This window comes from Streptomyces monticola (assembly GCF_042665355.1).
In the GTDB taxonomy this organism is placed as follows: domain Bacteria; phylum Actinomycetota; class Actinomycetes; order Streptomycetales; family Streptomycetaceae; genus Streptomyces; species Streptomyces monticola.
The window spans coordinates 222,328-242,441 of the sequence record NZ_JBHTCF010000007.1 but is presented as its reverse complement, the minus strand read 5'-3'; the positions used below and the strand labels follow the sequence as shown (position 1 = coordinate 242,441).

Here is a 20,114-nt window from a genome sequence, read left to right as displayed (position 1 = left end):
CAGCCACGACGCACCCGCAGGTGGTGTACCGAAAACCCCGCAGAGCGCTACCGCCGGTAGAAGATCCGGTCCCCGAACTCCGTGAACACCCGCCCGTTCCACTCGTGCCCGCCGTCGACATTGCCCGAGCGCAGCATCGGCGGATCGATCCCGCGGGAGGCCAGCTCACCCGCGGCGGCGGCCATCATGGCCTGCAGCAGGGCATTGGTGACGACACTCGACGCGGGCCCGAACGGCGCGGCCACGCCCTCCGCGGTGAGCTCCGCGTCCCCGACCGCGATCTTGCTGTCGAGCACGATGTCGCAGTGGTCCTTGAGGTAGGTCCCGGACACATGGCGTGACTTGGTCTCGGACGCGTACGCCACCGACGTCACACCGATCACCTTCAGGCCGAGCGCGCGGGCGTTCATGGCCATCTCGACGGGCAGGGCGTTACGCCCCGACAGGGAGATGATCACGAGGACGTCGCCCGGCTTGGCGGGGCTGGTGTCGAGCACGGCGCCCGCGAGGCCGTCGACCCGCTCAAGGGCGGAGCCGAGCGTGGCGGGCATGACGTCCACGCCGACGACCCCGGGCACGGCGAGCAGGTTCATCAGGGCGAGACCGCCCGCGCGGTAGACGATGTCCTGCGCGGACAGCGAGGAGTGCCCGGCGCCGAAGGCGAAGAGCCGGCCGCCGGACTCGACGGTGTCGGCGATGGCACGGGCCGCTGCGGTGACGGCCCCCGCTTCCTCGTCACGCACCCGCTCGAGCAGGCCGATCGCGGCGTCGAAGTACTGTCCGGCCAGCTTGCTCTCGCCGCTCTCGCTGCTGCCGCTCTCGCTGGTGCCGCTCTTGGGGCTCATCGCCGAGGGCCTTTCCCGGGAAGGTACGTACGGAGACATGTGTTGAGGTGCGTGAGGCGTGCGCACAGAGGCAGGGCGTGCGTGCCGCGGATCACGTTGCGGTCTGGACCAGTGCCCTGTCAATACGGCTCACGAGGGCGGCCCGGGCGGGCACGGAGGCTCCGGCCGAAGTGCTGCCGAGGCCGTCTTCCCTGGCGCGGCACGGTTGTCGGCGGTATGCGTCAGAATTGAGTCAGGGCCAGCGCAGGACGATCTAGATCTATCTGTCACAGCATGAGGGGCACGTATGTCCGGACTGATCGATACGACGGAGATGTATCTCCGCACCATCCTCGAACTCGAAGAGGAAGGTGTGGTCCCCATGCGTGCCCGGATCGCCGAGCGGCTCGACCAGAGCGGCCCGACGGTCAGCCAGACGGTGGCGCGCATGGAGCGGGACGGACTGGTGTCCGTCGCCAGCGACCGTCATCTGGAGCTCACCGAGGAGGGCCGCCGTCTGGCCACCCGCGTGATGCGCAAGCACCGGCTCGCCGAGTGCCTGCTCGTCGACGTGATCGGCCTGGAGTGGGAGCAGGTGCACGCGGAGGCCTGCCGCTGGGAGCACGTGATGAGCGAGGCCGTGGAGCGCCGCGTCCTCGAGCTGCTCCGCCACCCCACCGAGTCGCCGTACGGCAACCCGATCCCCGGGCTCGAAGAGCTCGGCGAGAAGGCCGAGGCCGACCCGTTCCTCGACGAGGGCATGGTCAGCCTGGCCGACCTGGACGCGGGCGGTGACGGCAAGACGGTCGTGGTGCGCCGGATCGGCGAGCCGATCCAGACCGACGCCCAGCTGATGTACACGCTGCGGCGTGCCGGTGTGCAGCCGGGTGCGGTGGTGAGCGTGACGCAGTCCGCGGGCGGGGTCCTGGTCGGCAGCAGCGGTGAGGCGGCGGAGCTGGAGGCGGACATCGCCTCGCATGTCTTCGTGGCCAAGCGCTGACTTCGGGCCGATCTCGGCTCGGCCTCGGCCTGACTCCGGGCCGGCCTTGGCCTGACTCCGGGCCGGCCTCGGCCTGACCTCGGGCCGGTCACCAGGGTCTTTGCCGCTTCGGCTCAACTGCCCCACGTGCAACGGCACTTGGGAGTACGATTCCAAGATTCACTGTGCGGAATCGCAGCAGCCGAGCGGTTTGCGTGCAAGGCTGTCGCGTGAGGCATATGACCCGCCGGGTCGGATGGGGGGTGGGTGCGGATGTGCCGTGAAAATGGGGAGGGCCCCGGCGCCCTGCGGCGCCGAGGCCTGTCCTCCCCTGTGCTGACCCGGAGCCCCGAGCTCCCAGGGTCAATCCCCTCGGACCGTTTTCCCCGAGCGGTCCGCCTCCCGTTGAAGATCTCCCCTCGGCCGCGCCGGTCAATCCTTGAGTGTGGTCACTCGAATGAGGGGTGTTCTCGCCAGAAACGCCGCTTTCGAATGGGGGTTCGATAGCGTGCCCGTACGTTAGACGTACGGCGTGATGCAGGGACGTGGCCCGTAGTAAGGGGGGTGCCAGACAAATGGTGCGGCGCATCGACGTGACCGGGGCGGGAGGCGCACGCCTCGCCGCCTGGGAGTTCGCGGACCCTCCGAAGACGAAGGAGGTGGACGGGGCGCCCGGGGTGCTGTTGCTGCATGGCTTAATGGGCCGTGCCTCGCACTGGGCCGGCACGGCCCGCTGGCTCGCCGAGCGCCATCGCGCGGTCGCACTCGACCAGCGCGGCCACGGCCAGAGCGAGAAACCAGCGGAAGGCCCGTACACCCGCGAGGCCTATGTGGACGACGCGGAGGCCGCCCTCGTCCAACTCGGCCTCGCCCCCGCGGTGTTGATCGGCCACTCGATGGGCGCCCTCACGGCCTGGCAGCTGGCCGCGCGCCGCCCCGACCTCGTCCGTGGCCTGGTGATCTGCGATATGCGGGCCTCCGCGCTCGGCGCCGCGTCCCAGCGCGAGTGGGCCGACTGGTTCAAGGCCTGGCCCGTCCCCTTCGCGACCCTCGCCGACGTACGCAAGTGGTTCGGTGAGGACGACCCCTGGGTCGAGCGCCCCAACCCCGCCCGCGGCGAGTTCTACGCCGAGGTGATGACCGAGTCGGAGGACGGCTGGCGCCCCGTCTTCGACCGCGACCAGATGCTGACCTCCCGCGCGACCTGGGTCTATGACGCGCACTGGGAAGAGCTCGCCCAAGTCCAGTGCCCCGCCCTCGTGGTCCGCGGCCTGGACGGCGAACTCGGCCGGGCGGAGGCCCAGGAGATGGTCCGCGTCCTCCCGAGAGGTGCGTACGCCGAAGTCCCCGACGCCGGCCACCTCGTCCACTACGACCAGCCGGAAGCCTGGCGCGAAGCAATCGAGCCATTTCTGGACGGTGTTCTGATCGGCTGAGACCGGGCCCGACCGGACCCGATCCCCCCGCCCCTGCGCACCGCCGAGCCCTGCTCGCCGCCCCGCCCCTGCGTGTCGTCCAGCTCCTGCGTGCCGCCGAGCCTCGCTCGTCGCCCTGCCCCTGCGCACCGCCGAGCCCCGCTCGCTGCCCCGCCTGTGCATGCCGCCGAGCCCTGCTCGCCGCCGAGCCCCTGCTCGCCCGCCCGACCCCTGCGTGCCGCCGAGCCCCTGCTCGCCGCCCCGCCTGTGCGTGCCGTCCAGCTCCTGCGTGCCGCCGAGCCCTGCTCGCCCGCCCAACTCCTGCGTGCCGCCGAGCCCTCGTTCGCCGCCCGAGCCCTGCTCGCCGGGGCCCCCTGCTCGCCGGGGCCCCCTGCTCGCCGGGCGCCCCCCTCGTCGTCTACCCCTTGCTCACCGCGGTGAGGATCTCCGGGAGGCGGGTCGCGACGCTGGGGGCCGCCAGTTTCAGGCCCGCCAGCGTGATTGCGTAGCCGTAGAGGGCGCCGGCCGGGAAGAGCAGCCAGAGGGCGCCCTCCTGGCCGGAGACATGGAGCCAGATCGTGAGCGCGAGGAACGGTGCGCAGAGGAGGGCCGCCGCGACCATCCCGCCGAAGATGGAGATCCACGCAAGGCCCGCCTGGCCGGGCGCCACGTTCTTGTAGCCCTCCTGCGGGATCGAGTACGGGAAGCGGGCCGAGGACCAGGCGCCCGTGGCGATCATCGCGCCGAGCAGCGCGAGTGACAGGCCGAGCACCTCCAGGAGCCGGTCCCAGTCGCCGAGCACGGCCGTCGTCAGGACCGCCACGAACGTCGCGTACGGCAGGGTGACCACGGCGAGCGCCAGAGCGCGGGCCCGCAGTTCCGTATACGCGTCCCGGCGCGAGGAGATCGTCAGGGCCACCATCCAGAACGCCGAGGTGTCCTGGCCGAACTGGTTGTACATGAGGACGCCGAGCATGCCCGAGGCGAAGCAGGCGAAATAGACCGAGCCCGTGCCCTGGAGCGCGTTGAACAACGGCACGATCAGACCGATCGCGAGCGAAGTGACCCAGGCCGCCTTGGTCTTCGGGTCGCGCCAGATGTAGCGCAGACTGCGCTCCATCACCGTGCCGGTGCGCCCCGGCGGCAGAAAGCGGGCGAGACCGCCGCCGCGCGCCTTGTCCCGTGACGGCTCCGCCGCCTGCAGCGTCGAACCGTCCGGGGTGGTCATGAGGCGGGTCAGACTGCGCCGCCAGAACGCCAGGACGAGCAGCAACGCCACGACGGACAGGGCGAGTTGGGCCAGTCCCGTGCCGTAGGCGCCGCTGCCCATGGAGTCGACCGCGCCGAGCGACGCCGACGGCGGGATCCAGCGGAGGACATCCGCCACGGGATCGAGCTTCGAGAGCCCGCCGGGCGTACCGAGCCGCTGCGCCCCGAAGTTGACCAGCTGCGCGCCCACCGCGATCAGCAGACCGCTCAGGACCGCCAGGTCACGGCCCTTGCGGCTGCTGAGGAGGCGGATGTTCGCGGCCGCCATGGCCCGTGCGAAGGCGACACAGAGCAGCAGCGTCAGCGGGATCGCGACAAGCCCGGTGACCCAGGCCGCCCCGCCCCGCGCCACCGCGATCACCGAACCGGCCACCAGGCAGAGCGTGAACAGCGGGCCGATACCGACGAGCGAGGCCGCGAGCAGCGCCCGCACCAGGGGCCGCGGTCGCAGCGGCAGCATCACGAGGCGCGTCGGGTCGAGGGTTTCGTCACCGCTGGGGAAGAACAGCGGCATCACCGCCCAGCCGAGCGCCAGGACGGCAATCGCGATGACCGTGACGCTCGGAGCATGCGTACTGCCGCGCAGCGCGATCAGGGCGAGCAGCTGCAGCGCCGCGACGAGCAGCGTCACGACGACCGAGGCGATATAGGCGGCCCTGCGGCCCGCGGACTGGCGCAGTCCGTTGCGCAGCAGCGACAGCTTCAGCCGTACGAAGGTGGAGGTGAGCGCTCGCGGGGACGCCGTGACGGCGGCGGTGGCGGTGCTCATCGGGGACCGCCGCCCAGCCAGTCCAGGGTCTCTCCCGCGTCCCGGCCGTTGGCGCCGACCAGTTCGAGGAACGCGCTCTGCAGCGACGGCGCGTCCCCGCGTACCGAGTCGAGCGGGCCGTGCGCCCTGATGCGCCCCGCGGCCATCACCGCGACCCAGTCGCACAGGGACTCCACGAGTTCCATGACGTGGGAGGAGAACACCACGGTCGCGCCGGAGGCGGTGTAGCGCTCCAGGACCCCGCGGATGGTCTGCGCGGAGACCGGGTCGACGCCCTCGAACGGCTCGTCGAGGAAGAGCACTTCGGGATTGTGGAGCAGCGCGGCGGCGAGCCCGATCTTCTTGCGCATACCGGTCGAGTAGTCCACCACCAGCTTGTGCTGCGCACCGCTCAGGTCGAGTACGTCGAGGAGCTGGCCCGCCCGCTTCTCCACCTCCGTGGGAGGCAGGCCGCGCAACCGTCCGGTGTACGACAGGAGTTCGCGCCCCGAGAGCCGCTCGAAGAGCCGCAGTCCCTCGGGGAGCACCCCGATCCTGGCCTTGACCTCGACCGGGTCGCGCCACACGTCGTGCCCGACCACCTCGACGCTGCCCTGGTCGGGGCGGAGCAGACCGGTGACCATCGAGAGGGTGGTGGTCTTGCCCGCGCCGTTCGGGCCGACCAGGCCGATGAACTTGCCTGCAGGCAAGGTCAGGTCGATGCCGGCGACCGCCACTTGCTCGCCGAACCTTTTCCAGAGTCCTTGTACGCGCACCGCGTCCGCTGCCACCGATGGCCCGCCTTCCCCGTCACTGCGTGTGTCGGGCCAACGATACGTAGCGGTGGTTGCCGGGCGCCGTCGATCGCCCTTGCAGGCGGCCTTGAACCAGCGACGCATCGCCCTTGAGGGCGGCCTTGAACTACCGACGCCGTTCCCTGCCGCAGGCGTACGCCAGAGAGCTGATCAGCTCCTCCGCGTCCGGCAGCCAGCGGTTCGCGGGGGTGGGGCGGCGGGCCCACTGGACCGCGCCGTGGCCGCCGAAGCGGGTGGGCGGCGCCGCCACCCAGTCGCCCTCGCCGAGGGAGCGCAGATCGAGCGTGGCGGGCGGCCAGCCCAGCTTGCGGACGAGGTCCGGGACCTTGACCGTGGCGCCGGGAAGGACGAAGAACTGCATCCGGCGGTTCGGGGTGAGGGTCACCGGGCCGAGCGTCAGCTCCATCCGCTCCAGACGGGCCAGGGCCAGGAAGCCGGCGGTCTCGGGGACGTCGATGGCGTCGAAGGTGCGGCCCGTCGGCAGCAGGATGGACGCCTTCGGCTGCTTGGACCACAGTCGGCGGGCCGCCGTGGCGCTGCCGGTCGACTGGGTCGCCCAGTCCTCGCGCGCCGGGTGCGCGCCGGGCAGGACACAGGAGCGGTCGTTGCAGGAGCAGAGCTCGACGCCGTCCGCCGCCTCCAGCCAGGTGCCGGGGAACACATCCCAATGACGTTCTTCCGCGTAACGCACCGCGGTGTCCAGCAGCTGCTCTCCGCGCTGCTTGGGGATCTGCGCGGCTCCGGTGACTCCGATGGTCTCTTCCACGAAGAACTCAACTCCCGCCGTCACCTTGGGTTACGGCTGTTCCGCGCGCCGGTCCGGCGCATCGATCCTGCATGTGGGGCGCATGGGTGCATGGGTGGGGGCGCGCATGCGGATCGGCAGCGGGCGCTGGGTAGCCAGCTTTCGGGGATTCGACGGCCGGCCGGGGCAGCGGCCGTGACCTAGACCGTCCCTCCGTGGAATTCATGGGTTCCATGACAATTCATGGGAACTGATGGAATTCCTGTTACATCACGCTATGTCCTGCATTTTCGCTTTGCCCGATGGGCATTGATCATCGGGGACTTTTTCCGGCGCACACAGGGGGTACGCCATGGCCGCCAGGCCGCTCGTCGCACGGCAGCCGAACGAACGGCTGCAGGCGCTCATCCAGGAAGCCGGCTGTTCCAACGCCGGACTGGCACGCCGCGTGAACATGTGCGGGGCCGAGCACGGTCTCGATCTCCGCTACGACAAGACATCCGTGGCCCGCTGGCTGCGTGGTCAGCAGCCGCGCGGCCGGGCGCCGGCCATCATCGCCGAGGCCCTGGGCAGGAAGCTGGGGCGCACGGTCACCATCGACGAAATCGGCATGGCCAACGGCAAGAACCTCGCCTCGGGTGTGGGCCTGCAGTTCTCGCCGACCGTGCTCGGCGCCATCGAGCAGGTCTGTGAGCTGTGGCGCAGCGACGTGGGACGCCGTGACTTCCTGTCCGGCTCCACCGTCGCCGCGTCCGCGCTCGTCGAGCCGAGCCGCGACTGGCTGATCACCGCCATGGACAACCAGGTGGCCAGGTCCGCGGGGCCGCGGGTCGGCCGTGCGGACGCGGCGGCGGTGCGCGCGATGACCGAGGCGCTCGTGCAGCTCGACCATCAGTTCGGCAGCGGGCATGTGCGGCCGGTGGTCGTGCACTACCTGAACAGCGTGGTCTCCGGGCTGCTCGCCGGGTCGTACCGCGAGGCCGTGGGGCGTGAACTGTTCGCCGCCGTCGCGCGGTTGACGGAACTCGCCGGCTATATGGCCGTCGACACCGGCCAGCCCGGACTCGCCCAGCGCTACTACATCCAGGCGCTCCGCCTCGCGCAGGCCGCGGGGGACCGGGGCTACGGCGGGTACGTCCTGGCCGCGTCCATGAGTCATCTGGCCGCGCAGCTCGGCAACCCGCGGGAGATCGCCCAGCTGGCGCGGGCCGCGCAGGAGGGCGCACGCGGACGGGTCACACCGCGGGCCGAGGCGATGTTCTACGCCGCGGAGGCGCGCGGCCACGCCCTGATGGGCGACTCGCGGGCGGCGCAGGTCGTGGCGGGCCGCGCGCAGACGGCGATGGACCGCGCGGACTCCGCGACCGAGGACCCGGTGTGGATCGCCCACTTCGACCAGGCCTATCTGGCCGACGAGTTGGCGCACTGCCACCGTGACCTGGGGCAGGCGGCAGCGGCGGCACGCACCGCGCAGGAGTCCCTCGACGGCCACCCCACGACGCGCGCCCGGCGCCGCGCCATCGGCCTGGTGCTGCTCGCCACGGCGCAGGTGCAGCAGCGCGATGTGGAGCAGGCCTGCCACACCGGCACGAAGGCGGTGGAGCTGCTCAGCAGCCTGCGCTCCAACCGCGGCGCCGAGTATCTGGAGGACTTCAGGGACCGCCTTGAGCCGTACCGGGACGAGCCGGTGGTGCGGGAGTTCGGCGCCCGGCTCGAGATGCAGGCCGCGTGAGGGCTCCGCGCGGGCGGTGTGAAGCCGTGGTGCGGGCGGTGTGAGATGCGTCGCGGAGGCCGTGAGAACCCCCGCGGACGCTGCGAGAAGTGAGGTCCGGGTCACCTCGTGTGACGGGCCGGATCACTGAACGGACAAGGGAACCTGGCTGCGTAGCACCCCTACTGGGGGACCCGGTAGCGTGAACCGACGATTCCGTAGGTCCCCCATATGTAGGAGTCCCGGTGACGCAGAGCGGACAGGGCGAGGAGCCGCAGCTTCCCGCGGCGCGGCCCGCGCACGAAGGTGTCGTGCTGCCCGCCGACGGCGGCGAGCCCCTGATGCCGGGCACCTACGGCGACCGGACGGTGCCCGCGGGCGGCTCGCCGTGGGGACAGCCGTGGGGCCCGGAATCCGCGGCTCCGGGCACGCCCCCGCAGGGGGAGACGTACGCGTCGGGACAGGCCTGGGCACAGGACCCGCATCAGCAGGGCCAGTACCAGCAGGACCCGCATCAGCAGGGCCGGTACGAGCAGGACCCGCATCAGCAGGGCCGGTACCAGCAGGACCCTTACGCGCAGCAGCAGCCCGCGCAGCCCGAGCAGCCTTACGCGTCGGCGCCGGCGCCGCAGCAGCAGTCGTACGGCGCGGGGCAGCCGCAGCAGCCGCAGCAGCCGCAGCAGTCGTACCCGGAGGCTCCTCAGCAGCCTCAGCCGCCCCACGCGCAGCCGCAGCAGCAGCCGCAGCCGCCGCAGGGTGCTCCCGCGTTGCCGCCTCAGCAGGGGCCGGGGGGCGCGCTGCCGCCCGCCGGGCCGGACGCGGAGGCGACGCAGTACATCGCGCCGGTGCCGGGTGCGGGCGCCGAACTGCCGCCCGAGCAGGCGCCGCAGCAGCCGCAGCAGCCGCAGGGTGCACAGCTGCCGCCGGAGCAGATACCGCAAACGGGACATGGTTCGCAGAGCTCTCCGCTCCCGGGTGCGCTTCCGCCGGAGGCGCCCGCGGCCGATGCCACGCAGTTCCTCGGGCGGCAGCAGATGCCGCTCCCGCAGCAGCAGCCGCAGGCCCCGGCCCCCGGCGGCAACCCCGACGCGGAGGCGACGCAGTACATCGCGCCGGTGCCGCCCGCGCCCGGCAACGCCCCCTACGGCATCCGGCCGGGTGCGCCCGGCGACCGGCAGCCGCCCGCCGAGTTCGACAGTCTCTTCCGCAGCGAGCCGGCCGGCGGTGCCGACTCCACCCAGCAGATGCCGCGGTTCGACCAGCCGCCCGCGCAGGGCCCCGGCGGTCCCGGTGGCCCGGGGCCGCAGCCGTACGGTCATGGCCACGGCGGATACGGCGGCGGTGCCGACGACGGCGGCCGTCGCGGCGGCTCCGGCAGGTCCAAGACGCCCGTCCTGGCCGCGCTCGGCGTCGGCATCGTCGTACTCGGTCTCGGTGCGGGCTATCTGCTCAGCAGCGGTGGCGGGGACGAGAAGCAGGACGAGCCGAAGAACGTCTCGGACTCGGCGCCCGTGGAGAAGCCGTCACCGAGCACCGACCCGGCGAAGGAACAGGCCGTCGCCCTCGACAAGTTGCTCGCCGAGAGCAATGACAGCCGGGCCGCGGTGATCCGTTCCGTCGCCAACATCGAGCGGTGCCACGCCCTCGGCACCGCCGCCAAGGACCTGCGGGAAGCCGCGAAGCAGCGCAACGACCTGGTGACCAGGCTCGGGCAGCTGGAGGTCGACCAGCTGCCGAGCAACGCGCAGCTGACGAGCGCCCTCAACAAGGCCTGGAAGTCGTCCGCCGCGGCCGACAACCACTTCGCCGCCTGGGCCGACAAGATCGTCGCCACGAAGAACGCCTGCCCGAAGAAGAAGGCCCGCAAGTTCCCGCAGCACGCCGCCGCGGTCGACGCGAGCGGCCAGGCCACCCAGGCCAAGGAGCAGGCGGCGAACCTGTGGAACGGGATCGCCCAGAAGTACGGCCTGACGACCCGTAAGCCGATCGAGCTCTGAGCCGCGAGGGACGTACGAGCCGTACGAGCCGTCCAGGGGCAGATGTTCAACGGCCCCGGGTGTTCAACTGCCCCTGGGCCACGTGCAGTTACGGCGACTGCTCAAGGGTGCGCGACACGTCCACCGCGCCCTTGCGGGCCGCCACCAGACGGCCGTCGCGGACGACCTGGTAGGTGACGTCCGCGTTGACCAGGCGCGGGAAGTCGCGGGCCGCGATGGTGTCCTCGAAGCGCCAGCTGAGCGTGGGCGTGAGGCCGCCGGTGTCGATACGGACGCCGTCGTTGAGGGCGCGGGTCACCTTGAGGGCGTCCACCTCGCCGTCGCCGAGGGACTCCACGACCTGCTTGAGCACGGTGTACGCGATCCAGGTGGTCTGCACCCCGGCGTTCGCGGGGTCGATCCGGTTGTCGCCGAAGGCGTGTTCGCGGATCACCTTGCGCATCGGGTCCCAGCGCGCGTCGCCCGCCGCCGGGTACCAGCCGGTGACGTATGCGCCCTCGTAAGGGCCCGATGCGCCCCCTGTGCGGTCCACCGACGTCTGGTCGACGCTGCCGAGCACCGAGGAGATCCGTACCTTCTGGTAGTCCTCCTGCGTCCGCCGGAACGAGTCGAAGAAGCTGTCCGTGCGGTCGCCGAGCGCGGCCGTGACACAGCCCTGCCGGGCCTGCTCGGCGGCGCCCGCGCGGCCGAGCGCCGTCGCGACCGAGTGGTGGGCGCCCGCCTTCGCCAGGGCCTGTTGCGCCTGGACCGTGTAGTCGCCCCCGTCCTCGGCCGCCAGGATGTCCGTCGCGGGCCGCCGACCGCCTTGCGCGAGGCCGGAGTTGAGCAGCGGCAGCAGAGCGTCGCCCGCGCGCGTGTCCGGGCGCACCAGGGACACCCGGGCGCAGTCACGGGCCAGCTGCCGGCCATTGCCCGCGAGCAGCGCCACCTGGCCGCCGTTGACGGGGTACGACAGCGGGCTGACGAACTCCTCCTCGGTGAGGCCGTAGCCGCCGATGTACGGGATGCCCGCGGCTTCCAGCGGGGACAGGAAGGCCTGGCCGTGCTGGCTGTAGGAGCCGACGACGGCGGCCACGTTCTCCTTGACCGCGCGCCGTGCGCAGTCCGCCGCGTCCACCGAGTCGTTGTGGTCGTTGCAGGTGAGGACCCTGAGCTTGTGGCCGTTCAGGCCGCCGCTGGCGTTGACCCAGCGTGCGTACGCCTGGGCCATGGCGGGCATTCCGGGCACGTTCGTCGCTTCGGTCCCGTCGGGGGCCCAGGTCATGACGGTCACGGGCTCCCTGGATCCCCCCGTGGTCCCAGGGAGCGCACCGCAGCCGACCGCGGACGACGCGACCACCGCCAGGGCGGTCACTGTGAGTGCGGCGGTCTTGAGGGGGCGGGGAAGCAGAGGACGTCGCCGGACGGTCATGAACATGCACCATTCCGGTTGGTCCCTAACCTTTGAGTGATCTCGCCTCAACGGACGGTGACGCGAAGGTGAATTACGGGGGCCGGTGCGACGGGCCGCGACGGGAACGTACGATCGGCAACCGTGCAAAGCTCGGAGAAGTCTTCCCGTCGCGGCCGCCGCTCCTCCACCATGGACGGCATGCCTCTGAACGACATGCCGTGGTGGCGCTGGCGCAGCAATGTGCGCTCGGCGCTGCACATGCTCTCCGACCCGGAGTTCCAGCAAAGCTGCTGGCTGGCCGGCGTCGACGGGTACGGGGACGTCACCGATGCCGTGTACCGCCTCGTCGAGGACACCTGGCTCGACAACTGGTCCGCCGAGAAGTACGTGGGCACGATCTTCCGTGACGCGCAGGAGGCCTCCCTCGTGGACGTCGCCGTACTGCGGGTGCTGCGGATCATGCACCAGGTCGGGCCCGATGCCCCCGTCTCCGCCTATCTCGACCACCACGCCTGGCCCGAAGCCGTGCGCGCGGCCCGCGACGCGCATGTGCACCTCGCCACCAGTGACGGCGAGGACCCCGACGCCCCGCCCCGCACGCTCGAGGTGCTGCGGATCCTGACGCGGTCCGCATGAGCGCGGGCAGGTAGCCTGCAGGGCATGACCGCGCAGCCCGCCCCCGCCCCCGATCAGTACGTCCTCACGCTGTCCTGCCCCGACAAGCAGGGCATCGTGCACGCCGTGTCGAGCTATCTCTTCATGACCGGGTGCAACATCGAGGACAGCCAGCAGTTCGGCGACCACGACACCGGGCTGTTCTTCATGCGGGTGCACTTCTCCGCCGACGAGCCGGTCACCGTCGAGAAGCTGCGCGCCAGCTTCGCCGCCGTCGGCGACTCCTTCCACATGGACTGGCAGATTCACCGGCCCGAAGAGAAGATGCGGATCATCCTGATGGTCAGCAAGTTCGGGCACTGCCTGAACGACCTGCTGTTCCGGGCCAGGACCGGCGCGCTGCCCGTGGAGATCGCCGCGGTGGTCTCGAACCACACCGATTTCGCCGAGCTCGTCTCCTCGTACGACATCCCCTTCCATCACATTCCGGTGACGAAGGAGAACAAGGCCGAGGCCGAGGCGCAGGTGCTGCGCCTTGTGCGGGACGAGAACGTCGAGCTCGTCGTGCTCGCCCGCTATATGCAGGTGCTCTCGGACGACCTGTGCAAGGAACTCAGCGGCCGGATCATCAACATCCACCACTCCTTCCTGCCGAGCTTCAAGGGCGCCAAGCCCTACCACCAGGCGCACGCCCGCGGTGTGAAGCTGATCGGTGCCACCGCGCACTATGTGACGGCCGACCTCGACGAGGGCCCGATCATCGAGCAGGAGGTCGAGCGGGTCGGCCACGAGGTCACCCCGCAGCAGCTGGTCGCCATCGGCCGTGACGTGGAGTGCCAGGCGCTCGCGCGGGCCGTGAAGTGGCACAGCGAGCACCGGGTGCTGCTCAACGGGCGGCGTACGGTCGTCTTCACCTGAGCCGCTGAGGGGCGGCCCGGACCTGGGTGGCCCGGACCTCAACTGCCGGGTTCCGCCGCCGCGTTGGGCGGGTTCTCGCACAGATGGCTCGCCACGAACACCGGCTCGCCCGCCCGCCGGTCCTCGTCCTGCAGCCGTCGCTCCCGCTCCAGGCCCTTGAGCAGCCGGTCCAGATGGGGCTTGTCCCGTGGGCCCTCGATGAAGTCGAGCACGGCGTTGTAGAAGGCCGTACGCAGAGTCGGCGGCATGGCGTCCGAGGCGTCGTAGCAGATCTGCCGGGCCCCGTGCAGCAGCTGCCGCACCACGTCGGCGGCCGTCCCGGCGCCCTTGCCCCGTGGCGCGTTGCCCGGGAAGAACGGCCGCTGCTGCTTCCTCTCCTCCGCCTTGGCCACCCATGCCGCCCGTACCTTCTCGGTGGTGAGGTGCTCCAGGAGGTCCCAGGCCGCGTCGCTCTCCTTGAACACCGCGGCCATGTCCCCGGACACCTCGAACTCACCGGGCCGTGCCTCGTCGGGCCGCTCGGCGGGCTCCGGCAGATAGCCGGACGAGGGTACGGGCCTGATCTCCGGGTCGCCCGCGTAGTGCAGGCCGATGAACGAGCCCTGGTGCTCGTGCGTGCACTCGGCGCGTCCCTCCGCGGGGTTGAGGAGACCGCCCGCGTTGTACGGCGTGGTGAGCGAGGCGCGCGTACGGTCCCTGCCGAGTCCGCCGAGCACGGCGCCGAAGTCCTCCCAGGCGCGGCGGACATCCGGGTGGGTCCACGGGGTCGTACCCGTCGCCCACGCCTCGTACCGTGCGGCGCCCCGCCGCTGGAGCAGCAGATCCTCGATCCAGTCGGTGCCCGGCCAGCCGGAGGTGGCGCCCGAGCTCATGCCCAGGCACCAGGTGGGGCGCGCGGGCTCCCGCGGCGGTGCGGAGGACGTCGACGCGGCGCCGCGGGCGGCACCGGGCCGGGTCGGCCGGGTCCACACCAGGGACTTCAGGTCGATCCTGACGGGGATCCAGTACGTCTCCTGCCTGACCTGCGGGGCCCAGGGCAGCACATCCGCGCGGTGCAGGGCCCGGCGCTGCGGGGGCAGCGGCTCGGCGGCGCCTTCGTAGGCGTACTCGGTGAGTTCGCCGATGCTGTTGAGAATCGCCACGTCCGGCGGGGCGTCCGCCTGTATCTGCGAGACGAGCGTCTCGCGCAGCGAGCGCGTCCCCTTGTACGTGTACGTCACGCCGGTCTCCTCGCTGACCTGCGCGAGCGCCGCCTCGAAGGGCACCTCCTCCGCGTCCGTCCAGGGGCCGAGCACCACGAGCGTGCGCCGGGCGTCGTCGGCGCAGCCGCCCGTGCTCAGCGCCGCGGTGGCGAGCAGGCAGGCGGCGAGCGTCAGCCGGAGCGGGGTACGGGAGCGGCGCGCGGGGCTCATGGGGCGGTGCGCCTCCTCGGGGAGCGGCTCGGATAGTCGCGTACGTAGCCGTGCAGCGCGAGCCCGCAGCCCACGGCCGCCGCGGCGCCGAGGCCGACGGTGACCCGGGCCACCTGGGTCCAGGCGTCGGCCAGCGAGTCGAGGGCGTGGCCCGGATCGTCCCGGCGCTCCGCGACGGCGCGGTCCACGGCGCGCTGTGCGGTGTGCTCAGTGACGGCGCGCGCCGTCAGGACGGCGAGCGTGAGCACGAGCGCCGGCGCCAGGAGCAGCAACGGCAGGCTGCGCAGGCGCAGTTGCCCGCGCAGGAAGAAGTGGGTGCCGAGCAGCACGGCGGCTAGGAGCACGGCGAGGGCGTAGGCCGCGCCTCCCAGGGCGGCCGGAGTGCTGCCCTGTGCCTGCTCGTGCGTCCGCGCGCGCAGATCGGACTCCAGCTTCTCCACCCGCTCAAGGAGGGTCACGGGCACGTCCTTGGCCGCCCTGCCCCGGCAGCGCAGGCTGCCCTCGTCGACCCCGGAACACAGGATGCGGGCCGCGTAGTCGAGCCTCGCCAGACGCAGCGGCCGGGACGCGCTGTGCCGCTCGGCGAGGCCGATCTTCTCCTCGTACGAGCGCAGGAGGCCGGAGACGACCTGCAGCTCCTGCCGTTCGCCCGCGTCGAGCGCACCGCTCTGCGCCGTCCGTTCCAGGCCCCGCTTGGCGTCGCCGATCCGCCCCTGGAACTTGTCACCGCTGGCCACCGGGGTGTTCCCGGCCGCCTTCCCGAACCGCCGCACGGCCTCACGCTGCGCGCTCACCAACGACTCACGCGTGGAAGCGAGTTGGGTGAGCGCGGGGGAGAGGCGGTCACGGATGTGCTCGGTACGGGCGTGCACGTCGAAGTAGGCCGCGGCGGCCAGAGCGAGGGTCGCCAGGGCGAGCGCGGGCAGCAGCAGCCTGCGGCCGCGCAGGAAGGCGGGCGTGGTCTTCCGCCCCGTCGTGGCCGTCGTCGTCCGGCCGTCGCACCAGCGCCAGAAGGCGGGCAGAAACCACTTCGGGTGCAGCCGGTGCAGCTGGTGCAGTTGACGCAACCGGTGCAGCCGGTGATACGACCACGCTCGCGCCGTTCCGGGGCCCTTCATGCCGTCCCCCGGTCGACGGTGCGCCCGAAGTGGTGGAACCAGCCCGGAGGCCTGACCCGGTTGGCGTTGTCGAGGAGGGACTCGGCGAGCGCCGCGGCCTCGGCCGGGGTGCGGGTGGCGTGCGGGGCCTGCTCGGCGAGTGTGCGGTAGGTGTCGGAGAGCAGCCGGCGCAGCTCGTCCTCGTCGCGCGGCACCGCGAGGTCCCCGGCGGACGGCTGCTCGAAGGCCCTGTCGAAGGCCATGTCGGGGGCGAGGCCGGTGGTGATGCCGGGTGCGATGCCGGTGGGGGAGTCAGTGGCGGCGTCGGGGGTGTGCCGTACGCGCTGGTCGAGTCCGGCCCACAGCAGGCTGTCGGACGGGCCGGTGCGCCCACGCCGCCGGGCCCGTCGCCCGGCCCTTCGCCCCGCCCGCCGTTCCCGGCCCGGCTCGTGCTCGGCCAGGGCGAGGAGCAGTTCGAGCAGGTCGGTGCGGATACGTTCACGGGCGCGGGCGTCGGTGAGCCCCTCGTGCTTGGCGAGCCAGTGCAGGGACTGCCAGGCACGGGCGAAGTCCGCCACGGCCTGGGTGAACTCTCCCTCGGTGGCGCCGGGTTCGGGCGGCCGCCCGGCCTGGATGCGCACCATCGCGATCCGGGCGGCCGTGCGGTGCCCGGAGTCGGCGGGCACGGCTTCCAGGGACTCCAGGGCGAGCCGGCGTATCCCGTACGCGAGCAGGATGCGGGCGAGACCGAAGGCCGCGCCGCCCTGTGCGTGGTTACGGCACCACACCGCGTGGTAGTACTTCGCGGCCTGCCGGTGGTGGCCGAGCTTCTCGTGGCAGTAGCCGAGGGCCAGCTTGGGGGCGTACTCGCCGGGGATGTCCTCGTACACCTTCGTGAAACGGGCGAGCGCGGCCGCCACCCGGCCGCAGGAGAGCTCGATCAGCGCCTCGTGCCAGGGCACGCGCCAGTCGTGCGCGGAGTTGCCGTGCACATCGATCTCCCGCCGGGCGGCGGCGAGTTGGGCCCTGGCCTGCTCCAGGGAGGCCTCCGGGGTGCGCCAGGCGGTGTCCTTCGGGCGGCGCTGCTTTCCGGGCGCCGGGTCGGGCGTGAACTCGTGGGCGAGCTGTATGTACAGCCGGCAGCGCAGCAGGGACCGCTCGGGCGAGGCGGCCCACTTCTCGCTGAGCTGCAGCAGGGACTCCGGGTCGCGGTACGAAGTGCGCTGCAGATGCTTCCAGTTGGCGTCGTCACGGGCCGCTTTGGGCGCGGGCAGCGCGGCGGCTGCCTCGCGCGGCTCGGGCGGCCTGGCTTTGAGGGGGCGTTTGCGTTCGTCGCCGTGCGCCCACTGGTGCAGCGGCGGCGCGTCACCGAGGCCCCCGTCGAGCGCGGAGGACGCCTGGTCGAAGTGGCGGGACGGCTCGAAGGTCTCCTCGCGAAGCCGCAGGGACCTCAACTCCCTCAGTACGCCGTGGAGTTGGTCGGCCATTTCCTGCGCGTCGGCGAACCGGGCCTCGGGTTCGGGGGCGGTGGCACGGTCCAGGACGCGCTGCAGGGACTCGGCGCCCACGTGCGTAGAGGCCGTCGAGGGCGTCGAGAGTGCCGTGGGCAGGAGATCCTTCAGGACCCGGCCCAGGCAGTACAGATCGCCCGACGGCCCCATCCGGCCGTCGTCCTTCTCGTCCGGTGGCAGCTCGGGGCGGCGGTAGCTCACCGGGCCACGGGCCCCGAACTCCCTGACGCTCGCGACGTCGATCAGCTTGATGCCGTCCCTGCAGTGCAGGATGTTCGCCAGTGAGAGATCGCCGTAGACCAGCTTCTCCTGCGTATGCAGATAGCGCAGCGGATCGAGCACGAGCAGGCCGTAGCGTGCGACGAACTCATGGATACGGTCGGCCGGGAAGCGCGGGTCACCGGCCTCGAACCGCCCCTTGACCCACTCCAGCTGCGCCCCTTCGGCGAATTCAAGGACCAGGAACTTGGATGAATTCGGCTGGTACGTCGCGTAGTTGATGACACGTACGATCGCCGGGTGCTTGAGGTTGACCAGGCGCCGGCGCTCCACGTCCGCCTGCCACACCGCCGCCGGGTCCTCCGGGTTGTGCAGCTTGAGCGCCACCAGGTTGCCCAGCTCCAGGTCACGGGCGAGATAGACCCGTCCGTGCCGGCCGCTGCCGAGGGGCCCGATGATCTGGTACTGCTCGTGCAGGATCTCGCCGGGACGCGGCCCCTGCTCCGAGGTGCGGGTGGCGAGGGCGACCAGCGAGTCCGCGTTGCTGACCATGATGGCGGGCAGCTCGGTGCCGCGCTCGGCGGGCGGGGTGACGGCGAGCGTGAAGGGATTGTCGAGGCGCTTGCCCAGGGTCTCGGCGGTGCGGAGGAATCCTTCGGTGTCGACGGAGAACTGGAACAGGGCGCGGGGGTCCGGGCGCGGTCCGTCCGGCCCTTCCGGCCCTCCCTCTCCGCGTAACTCCGCGAGCCGGGTGCGGAGTTGACCGGCGTGAGGTTCGGGTGGTGAGCCGCTGAGGGTGGAGCCGCTCGCGCTCTGTGCGGTGGCCTGCGCGCGACGGGCGGAACCGTGCCGGGCGGAGTCGTGCTCGGCGGAACCGTGCCGGGTGGAGCCGTGGCGTGCGGAACCGTGCCGGGCCAGGCGGGTTTCGAGGGCGGCGAGTTCGTCGATGCGCTGCCCGATGCGGTCCGCGAGTCCCGCCGTCCACTCGGGCCCGAGGAAGTGCTCGGCCACGTACCGGTACATCGCCGACTCCGGGTCCCGGAAAGCGAGCAACAGCCGTGCGTCGGCGGGCTGCTGCATCCGGCGCAGCAGGGGCACGATCTCCTCGGGCGGTGACGCGGCCTCGTCCAGGAGCAGCAGCGCGGAGGCGAGCCCGGGTCCTGCGGCTATCTCGGCGAGCAGCCGGTCGTGGGCGAGCGCTTCCTCGGGCCCGAGCGGATCGAGGAGTTCGGCCCGTCCGGCCATCCGGGTCGCCAGGTCCTGTGCGGTCAGGCGGGTGGCGCCGACGGCGAAGCCGAGCGCCCGCCCGGCCCGCCCCAGGGTGTCCCGCAGCACGGGCAGGGTCTCGTCGCGTACGAAGACGACCTCGACCGGTGCCGTGTCGGGGCGGCCCTTGAGCCAGCCGGTGACCAGGCTGCGCAGGCCCGGCGCGTCGGGCGGCTCGGGCCTGGGCGGCCGGGGCGCCATGTCCGTGGGCACGGCGGGAATCCCGGTGACCGTGACACCCCGGTCCGGCAGGCCCGGCAGCCGCTCCAGGACGGTCTCCGTCGGAATCATCCAGCAGCGCCTGTACCCGCTGCCGGACCGCGCCCGTGGGTCCCCGGCCGTGATGACGCCGAGCACCTGCCCGTTCCTGACGCGGACGACGCCGGCGCCGCTGCAGCCGTGCCACACCCGGGATTCGAGATGCCGGTCGAGCTGCACCCAGTCGGCGTCGAAGTGATGGCCGCCGTAGCCGAGCAGATGGGTGCGGGCGATCTTGCCGCCGGGTTCGGTCGGGGTGTAGCCGGTGAAGACCACGAGGTCGGAGGCGAGCGGCCGGGAGTGGTTGCCACGGTGCAGCGCGGTCGGCCTGGCCTGGGCGCCGGGGACCGGCTGGTCGAGCCTGAGCAGCGCCACATCGCCGTTGATCTCCACCTCGTCCTGCGGCGAGCCGGAGCCACCGGCGGTGCGCTGCCAGTACTGGGGCACGACCTTGGCGAGATGGAAGAGGCCGCGCTTCTCCCCGGCGAGCGGGAAGTTGGCGTACACGGCGGCAAGCGGCTCTTGGGTCCCGGGCTCGGTCACGACATGGGCGCAGGTGAGGATCAGCTCGTCGGTGAGCAGCACTCCGGCGCCGAGCGGGGGTTCGTCGGGAGCGGGCTTCGCGAACAGACGTACCCGCCAACTCTCGTCGGCCCTCGGGTGGTTGGCGTCGTCGGCGGAACGGCGGGGCTCCTCCACGGCTCCCTCCATGGCTCCGTCCACGGCTCCGTCCATGGTTTCTCACGATAGCCACGAAAGGGGACAGGTGACCCTTGCGTGCAGGGCTGACGAGGGTCCCGTGGGCGAGAGGGGTGGCCTATGTACCCGTGTGCCCGTGTGCCCGTGTGCCCGTGTGCCCGTGTGCCCGTGGGCCCGTGGGCCCGTGGGCCCGTGGGCCCGTGGACCCGTGGACCCGTGGACC

The 20,114-nt window shown here is 72.0% G+C and carries 14 protein-coding genes; 6 read left to right on the top strand and 8 right to left on the bottom strand.

The window, feature by feature from the left end; genetic code table 11:
• Nucleotides 1-47 precede the first annotated feature (47 nt).
• A complete protein-coding gene (locus tag ACFQVC_RS19125) occupies nt 48-845 on the bottom strand; it encodes an SIS domain-containing protein (RefSeq protein ID WP_381831675.1) in 798 nt (265 codons plus the stop codon).
• Nucleotides 846-1,131: 286 nt separating this feature from the next.
• Here ACFQVC_RS19125 and ACFQVC_RS19120 point away from each other — a divergent pair, with 286 nt between their 5' ends.
• Nucleotides 1,132-1,824 (top strand): metal-dependent transcriptional regulator, encoded by a 693-nt coding sequence (locus tag ACFQVC_RS19120; protein WP_381831674.1) that lies wholly within the window; start codon nt 1,132-1,134, stop codon nt 1,822-1,824.
• Nucleotides 1,825-2,378: 554 nt separating this feature from the next.
• Nucleotides 2,379-3,239 (top strand): alpha/beta fold hydrolase, encoded by an 861-nt coding sequence (locus tag ACFQVC_RS19115; protein WP_381831673.1) that lies wholly within the window; start codon nt 2,379-2,381, stop codon nt 3,237-3,239.
• A gap of 397 nt (nt 3,240-3,636) precedes the next feature.
• Here the strand turns inward: ACFQVC_RS19115 and ACFQVC_RS19110 are convergent, their stop codons facing one another.
• Genes ACFQVC_RS19110 through ACFQVC_RS19100 form a run of 3 tightly spaced genes read right to left on the bottom strand, consistent with a single transcriptional unit; the run spans nt 3,637 to nt 6,816 of the window.
• The gene (locus ACFQVC_RS19110; protein WP_381831672.1) at nt 3,637-5,256 is read right to left on the bottom strand and encodes a transporter; all 1,620 of its coding nucleotides are present in this window, start codon (nt 5,254-5,256) and stop codon (nt 3,637-3,639) included.
• Complete coding sequence (locus ACFQVC_RS19105) at nt 5,253-6,134, bottom strand: ABC transporter ATP-binding protein (protein WP_381831671.1); 882 nt, start codon at nt 6,132-6,134, stop codon at nt 5,253-5,255. Before ACFQVC_RS19105 ends, ACFQVC_RS19110 begins: the two co-directional genes overlap by 4 nt.
• A gap of 22 nt (nt 6,135-6,156) precedes the next feature.
• Nucleotides 6,157-6,816 (bottom strand): bifunctional DNA primase/polymerase, encoded by a 660-nt coding sequence (locus tag ACFQVC_RS19100; RefSeq protein ID WP_381831670.1) that lies wholly within the window; start codon nt 6,814-6,816, stop codon nt 6,157-6,159.
• Between the two features lie 331 nt (nt 6,817-7,147).
• Between ACFQVC_RS19100 and ACFQVC_RS19095 the strand changes: the two genes are divergently transcribed.
• Entirely contained in the window at nt 7,148-8,527 is a 1,380-nt protein-coding gene (locus ACFQVC_RS19095; RefSeq protein WP_381831669.1) for a transcriptional regulator, read from the top strand.
• 224 nt (nt 8,528-8,751) lie between these two features.
• The gene (locus tag ACFQVC_RS19090; RefSeq protein WP_381831668.1) at nt 8,752-10,503 is read left to right on the top strand and encodes a hypothetical protein; all 1,752 of its coding nucleotides are present in this window, start codon (nt 8,752-8,754) and stop codon (nt 10,501-10,503) included.
• Nucleotides 10,504-10,591: 88 nt separating this feature from the next.
• On the opposite strand, the gene ACFQVC_RS19085 is transcribed toward ACFQVC_RS19090, so the two are convergent.
• Nucleotides 10,592-11,914 carry an ABC transporter substrate-binding protein gene (locus tag ACFQVC_RS19085; protein WP_381831667.1) on the bottom strand — a complete coding sequence of 441 codons (1,323 nt, stop codon included), beginning with the start codon at nt 11,912-11,914 and terminating at the stop codon, nt 10,592-10,594.
• A gap of 171 nt (nt 11,915-12,085) precedes the next feature.
• On the opposite strand from ACFQVC_RS19085, the gene ACFQVC_RS19080 reads away from it, so the two are divergent.
• Together ACFQVC_RS19080 and purU are read left to right on the top strand one after the other, a co-directional pair.
• Nucleotides 12,086-12,532, top strand: a complete 447-nt coding sequence (locus tag ACFQVC_RS19080; protein ID WP_381831783.1) for an SCO4402 family protein — start codon at nt 12,086-12,088, stop codon at nt 12,530-12,532.
• A gap of 24 nt (nt 12,533-12,556) precedes the next feature.
• Nucleotides 12,557-13,429 carry a formyltetrahydrofolate deformylase gene (purU, locus tag ACFQVC_RS19075; protein ID WP_381831666.1) on the top strand — a complete coding sequence of 291 codons (873 nt, stop codon included), beginning with the start codon at nt 12,557-12,559 and terminating at the stop codon, nt 13,427-13,429.
• A 38-nt stretch (nt 13,430-13,467) separates the two neighbouring features.
• Here the strand turns inward: purU and ACFQVC_RS19070 are convergent, their stop codons facing one another.
• From ACFQVC_RS19070 to ACFQVC_RS19060, 3 genes are read right to left on the bottom strand one after another with little or no spacing between them, the layout of a single operon-like run.
• A complete protein-coding gene (locus ACFQVC_RS19070; protein ID WP_381831665.1) occupies nt 13,468-14,841 on the bottom strand; it encodes an extracellular solute-binding protein in 1,374 nt (457 codons plus the stop codon).
• Complete coding sequence (locus ACFQVC_RS19065) at nt 14,838-15,959, bottom strand: hypothetical protein (protein ID WP_381831664.1); 1,122 nt, start codon at nt 15,957-15,959, stop codon at nt 14,838-14,840. Before ACFQVC_RS19065 ends, ACFQVC_RS19070 begins: the two co-directional genes overlap by 4 nt.
• A complete protein-coding gene (locus tag ACFQVC_RS19060) occupies nt 15,956-19,927 on the bottom strand; it encodes a tetratricopeptide repeat protein (protein ID WP_381831663.1) in 3,972 nt (1,323 codons plus the stop codon). The genes ACFQVC_RS19065 and ACFQVC_RS19060 overlap by 4 nt, the downstream gene beginning before the upstream one ends.
• Nucleotides 19,928-20,114: the final 187 nt, after the last annotated feature.

Excerpts from the sequence above, each read along its gene's own strand:
- ACFQVC_RS19125 (WP_381831675.1), bottom strand. The coding sequence starts at position 845 with ATGAGCCCCAAGAGCGGCACCAGCGAGAGCGGCAGCAGCGAGAGCGGC.
- ACFQVC_RS19120 (WP_381831674.1), top strand. The coding sequence starts at position 1,132 with ATGTCCGGACTGATCGATACGACGGAGATGTATCTCCGCACCATCCTC.
- ACFQVC_RS19115 (WP_381831673.1), top strand. The coding sequence starts at position 2,379 with ATGGTGCGGCGCATCGACGTGACCGGGGCGGGAGGCGCACGCCTCGCC.
- ACFQVC_RS19110 (WP_381831672.1), bottom strand. The coding sequence starts at position 5,256 with ATGAGCACCGCCACCGCCGCCGTCACGGCGTCCCCGCGAGCGCTCACC.
- ACFQVC_RS19105 (WP_381831671.1), bottom strand. The coding sequence starts at position 6,134 with ATGCGTCGCTGGTTCAAGGCCGCCTGCAAGGGCGATCGACGGCGCCCG.
- ACFQVC_RS19095 (WP_381831669.1), top strand. The coding sequence starts at position 7,148 with ATGGCCGCCAGGCCGCTCGTCGCACGGCAGCCGAACGAACGGCTGCAG.
- ACFQVC_RS19085 (WP_381831667.1), bottom strand. The coding sequence starts at position 11,914 with ATGACCGTCCGGCGACGTCCTCTGCTTCCCCGCCCCCTCAAGACCGCC.
- ACFQVC_RS19080 (WP_381831783.1), top strand. The coding sequence starts at position 12,086 with ATGGACGGCATGCCTCTGAACGACATGCCGTGGTGGCGCTGGCGCAGC.
- purU (WP_381831666.1), top strand. The coding sequence starts at position 12,557 with ATGACCGCGCAGCCCGCCCCCGCCCCCGATCAGTACGTCCTCACGCTG.
- ACFQVC_RS19070 (WP_381831665.1), bottom strand. The coding sequence starts at position 14,841 with ATGAGCCCCGCGCGCCGCTCCCGTACCCCGCTCCGGCTGACGCTCGCC.
- ACFQVC_RS19065 (WP_381831664.1), bottom strand. The coding sequence starts at position 15,959 with ATGAAGGGCCCCGGAACGGCGCGAGCGTGGTCGTATCACCGGCTGCAC.
- ACFQVC_RS19060 (WP_381831663.1), bottom strand. The coding sequence starts at position 19,927 with ATGGACGGAGCCGTGGACGGAGCCATGGAGGGAGCCGTGGAGGAGCCC.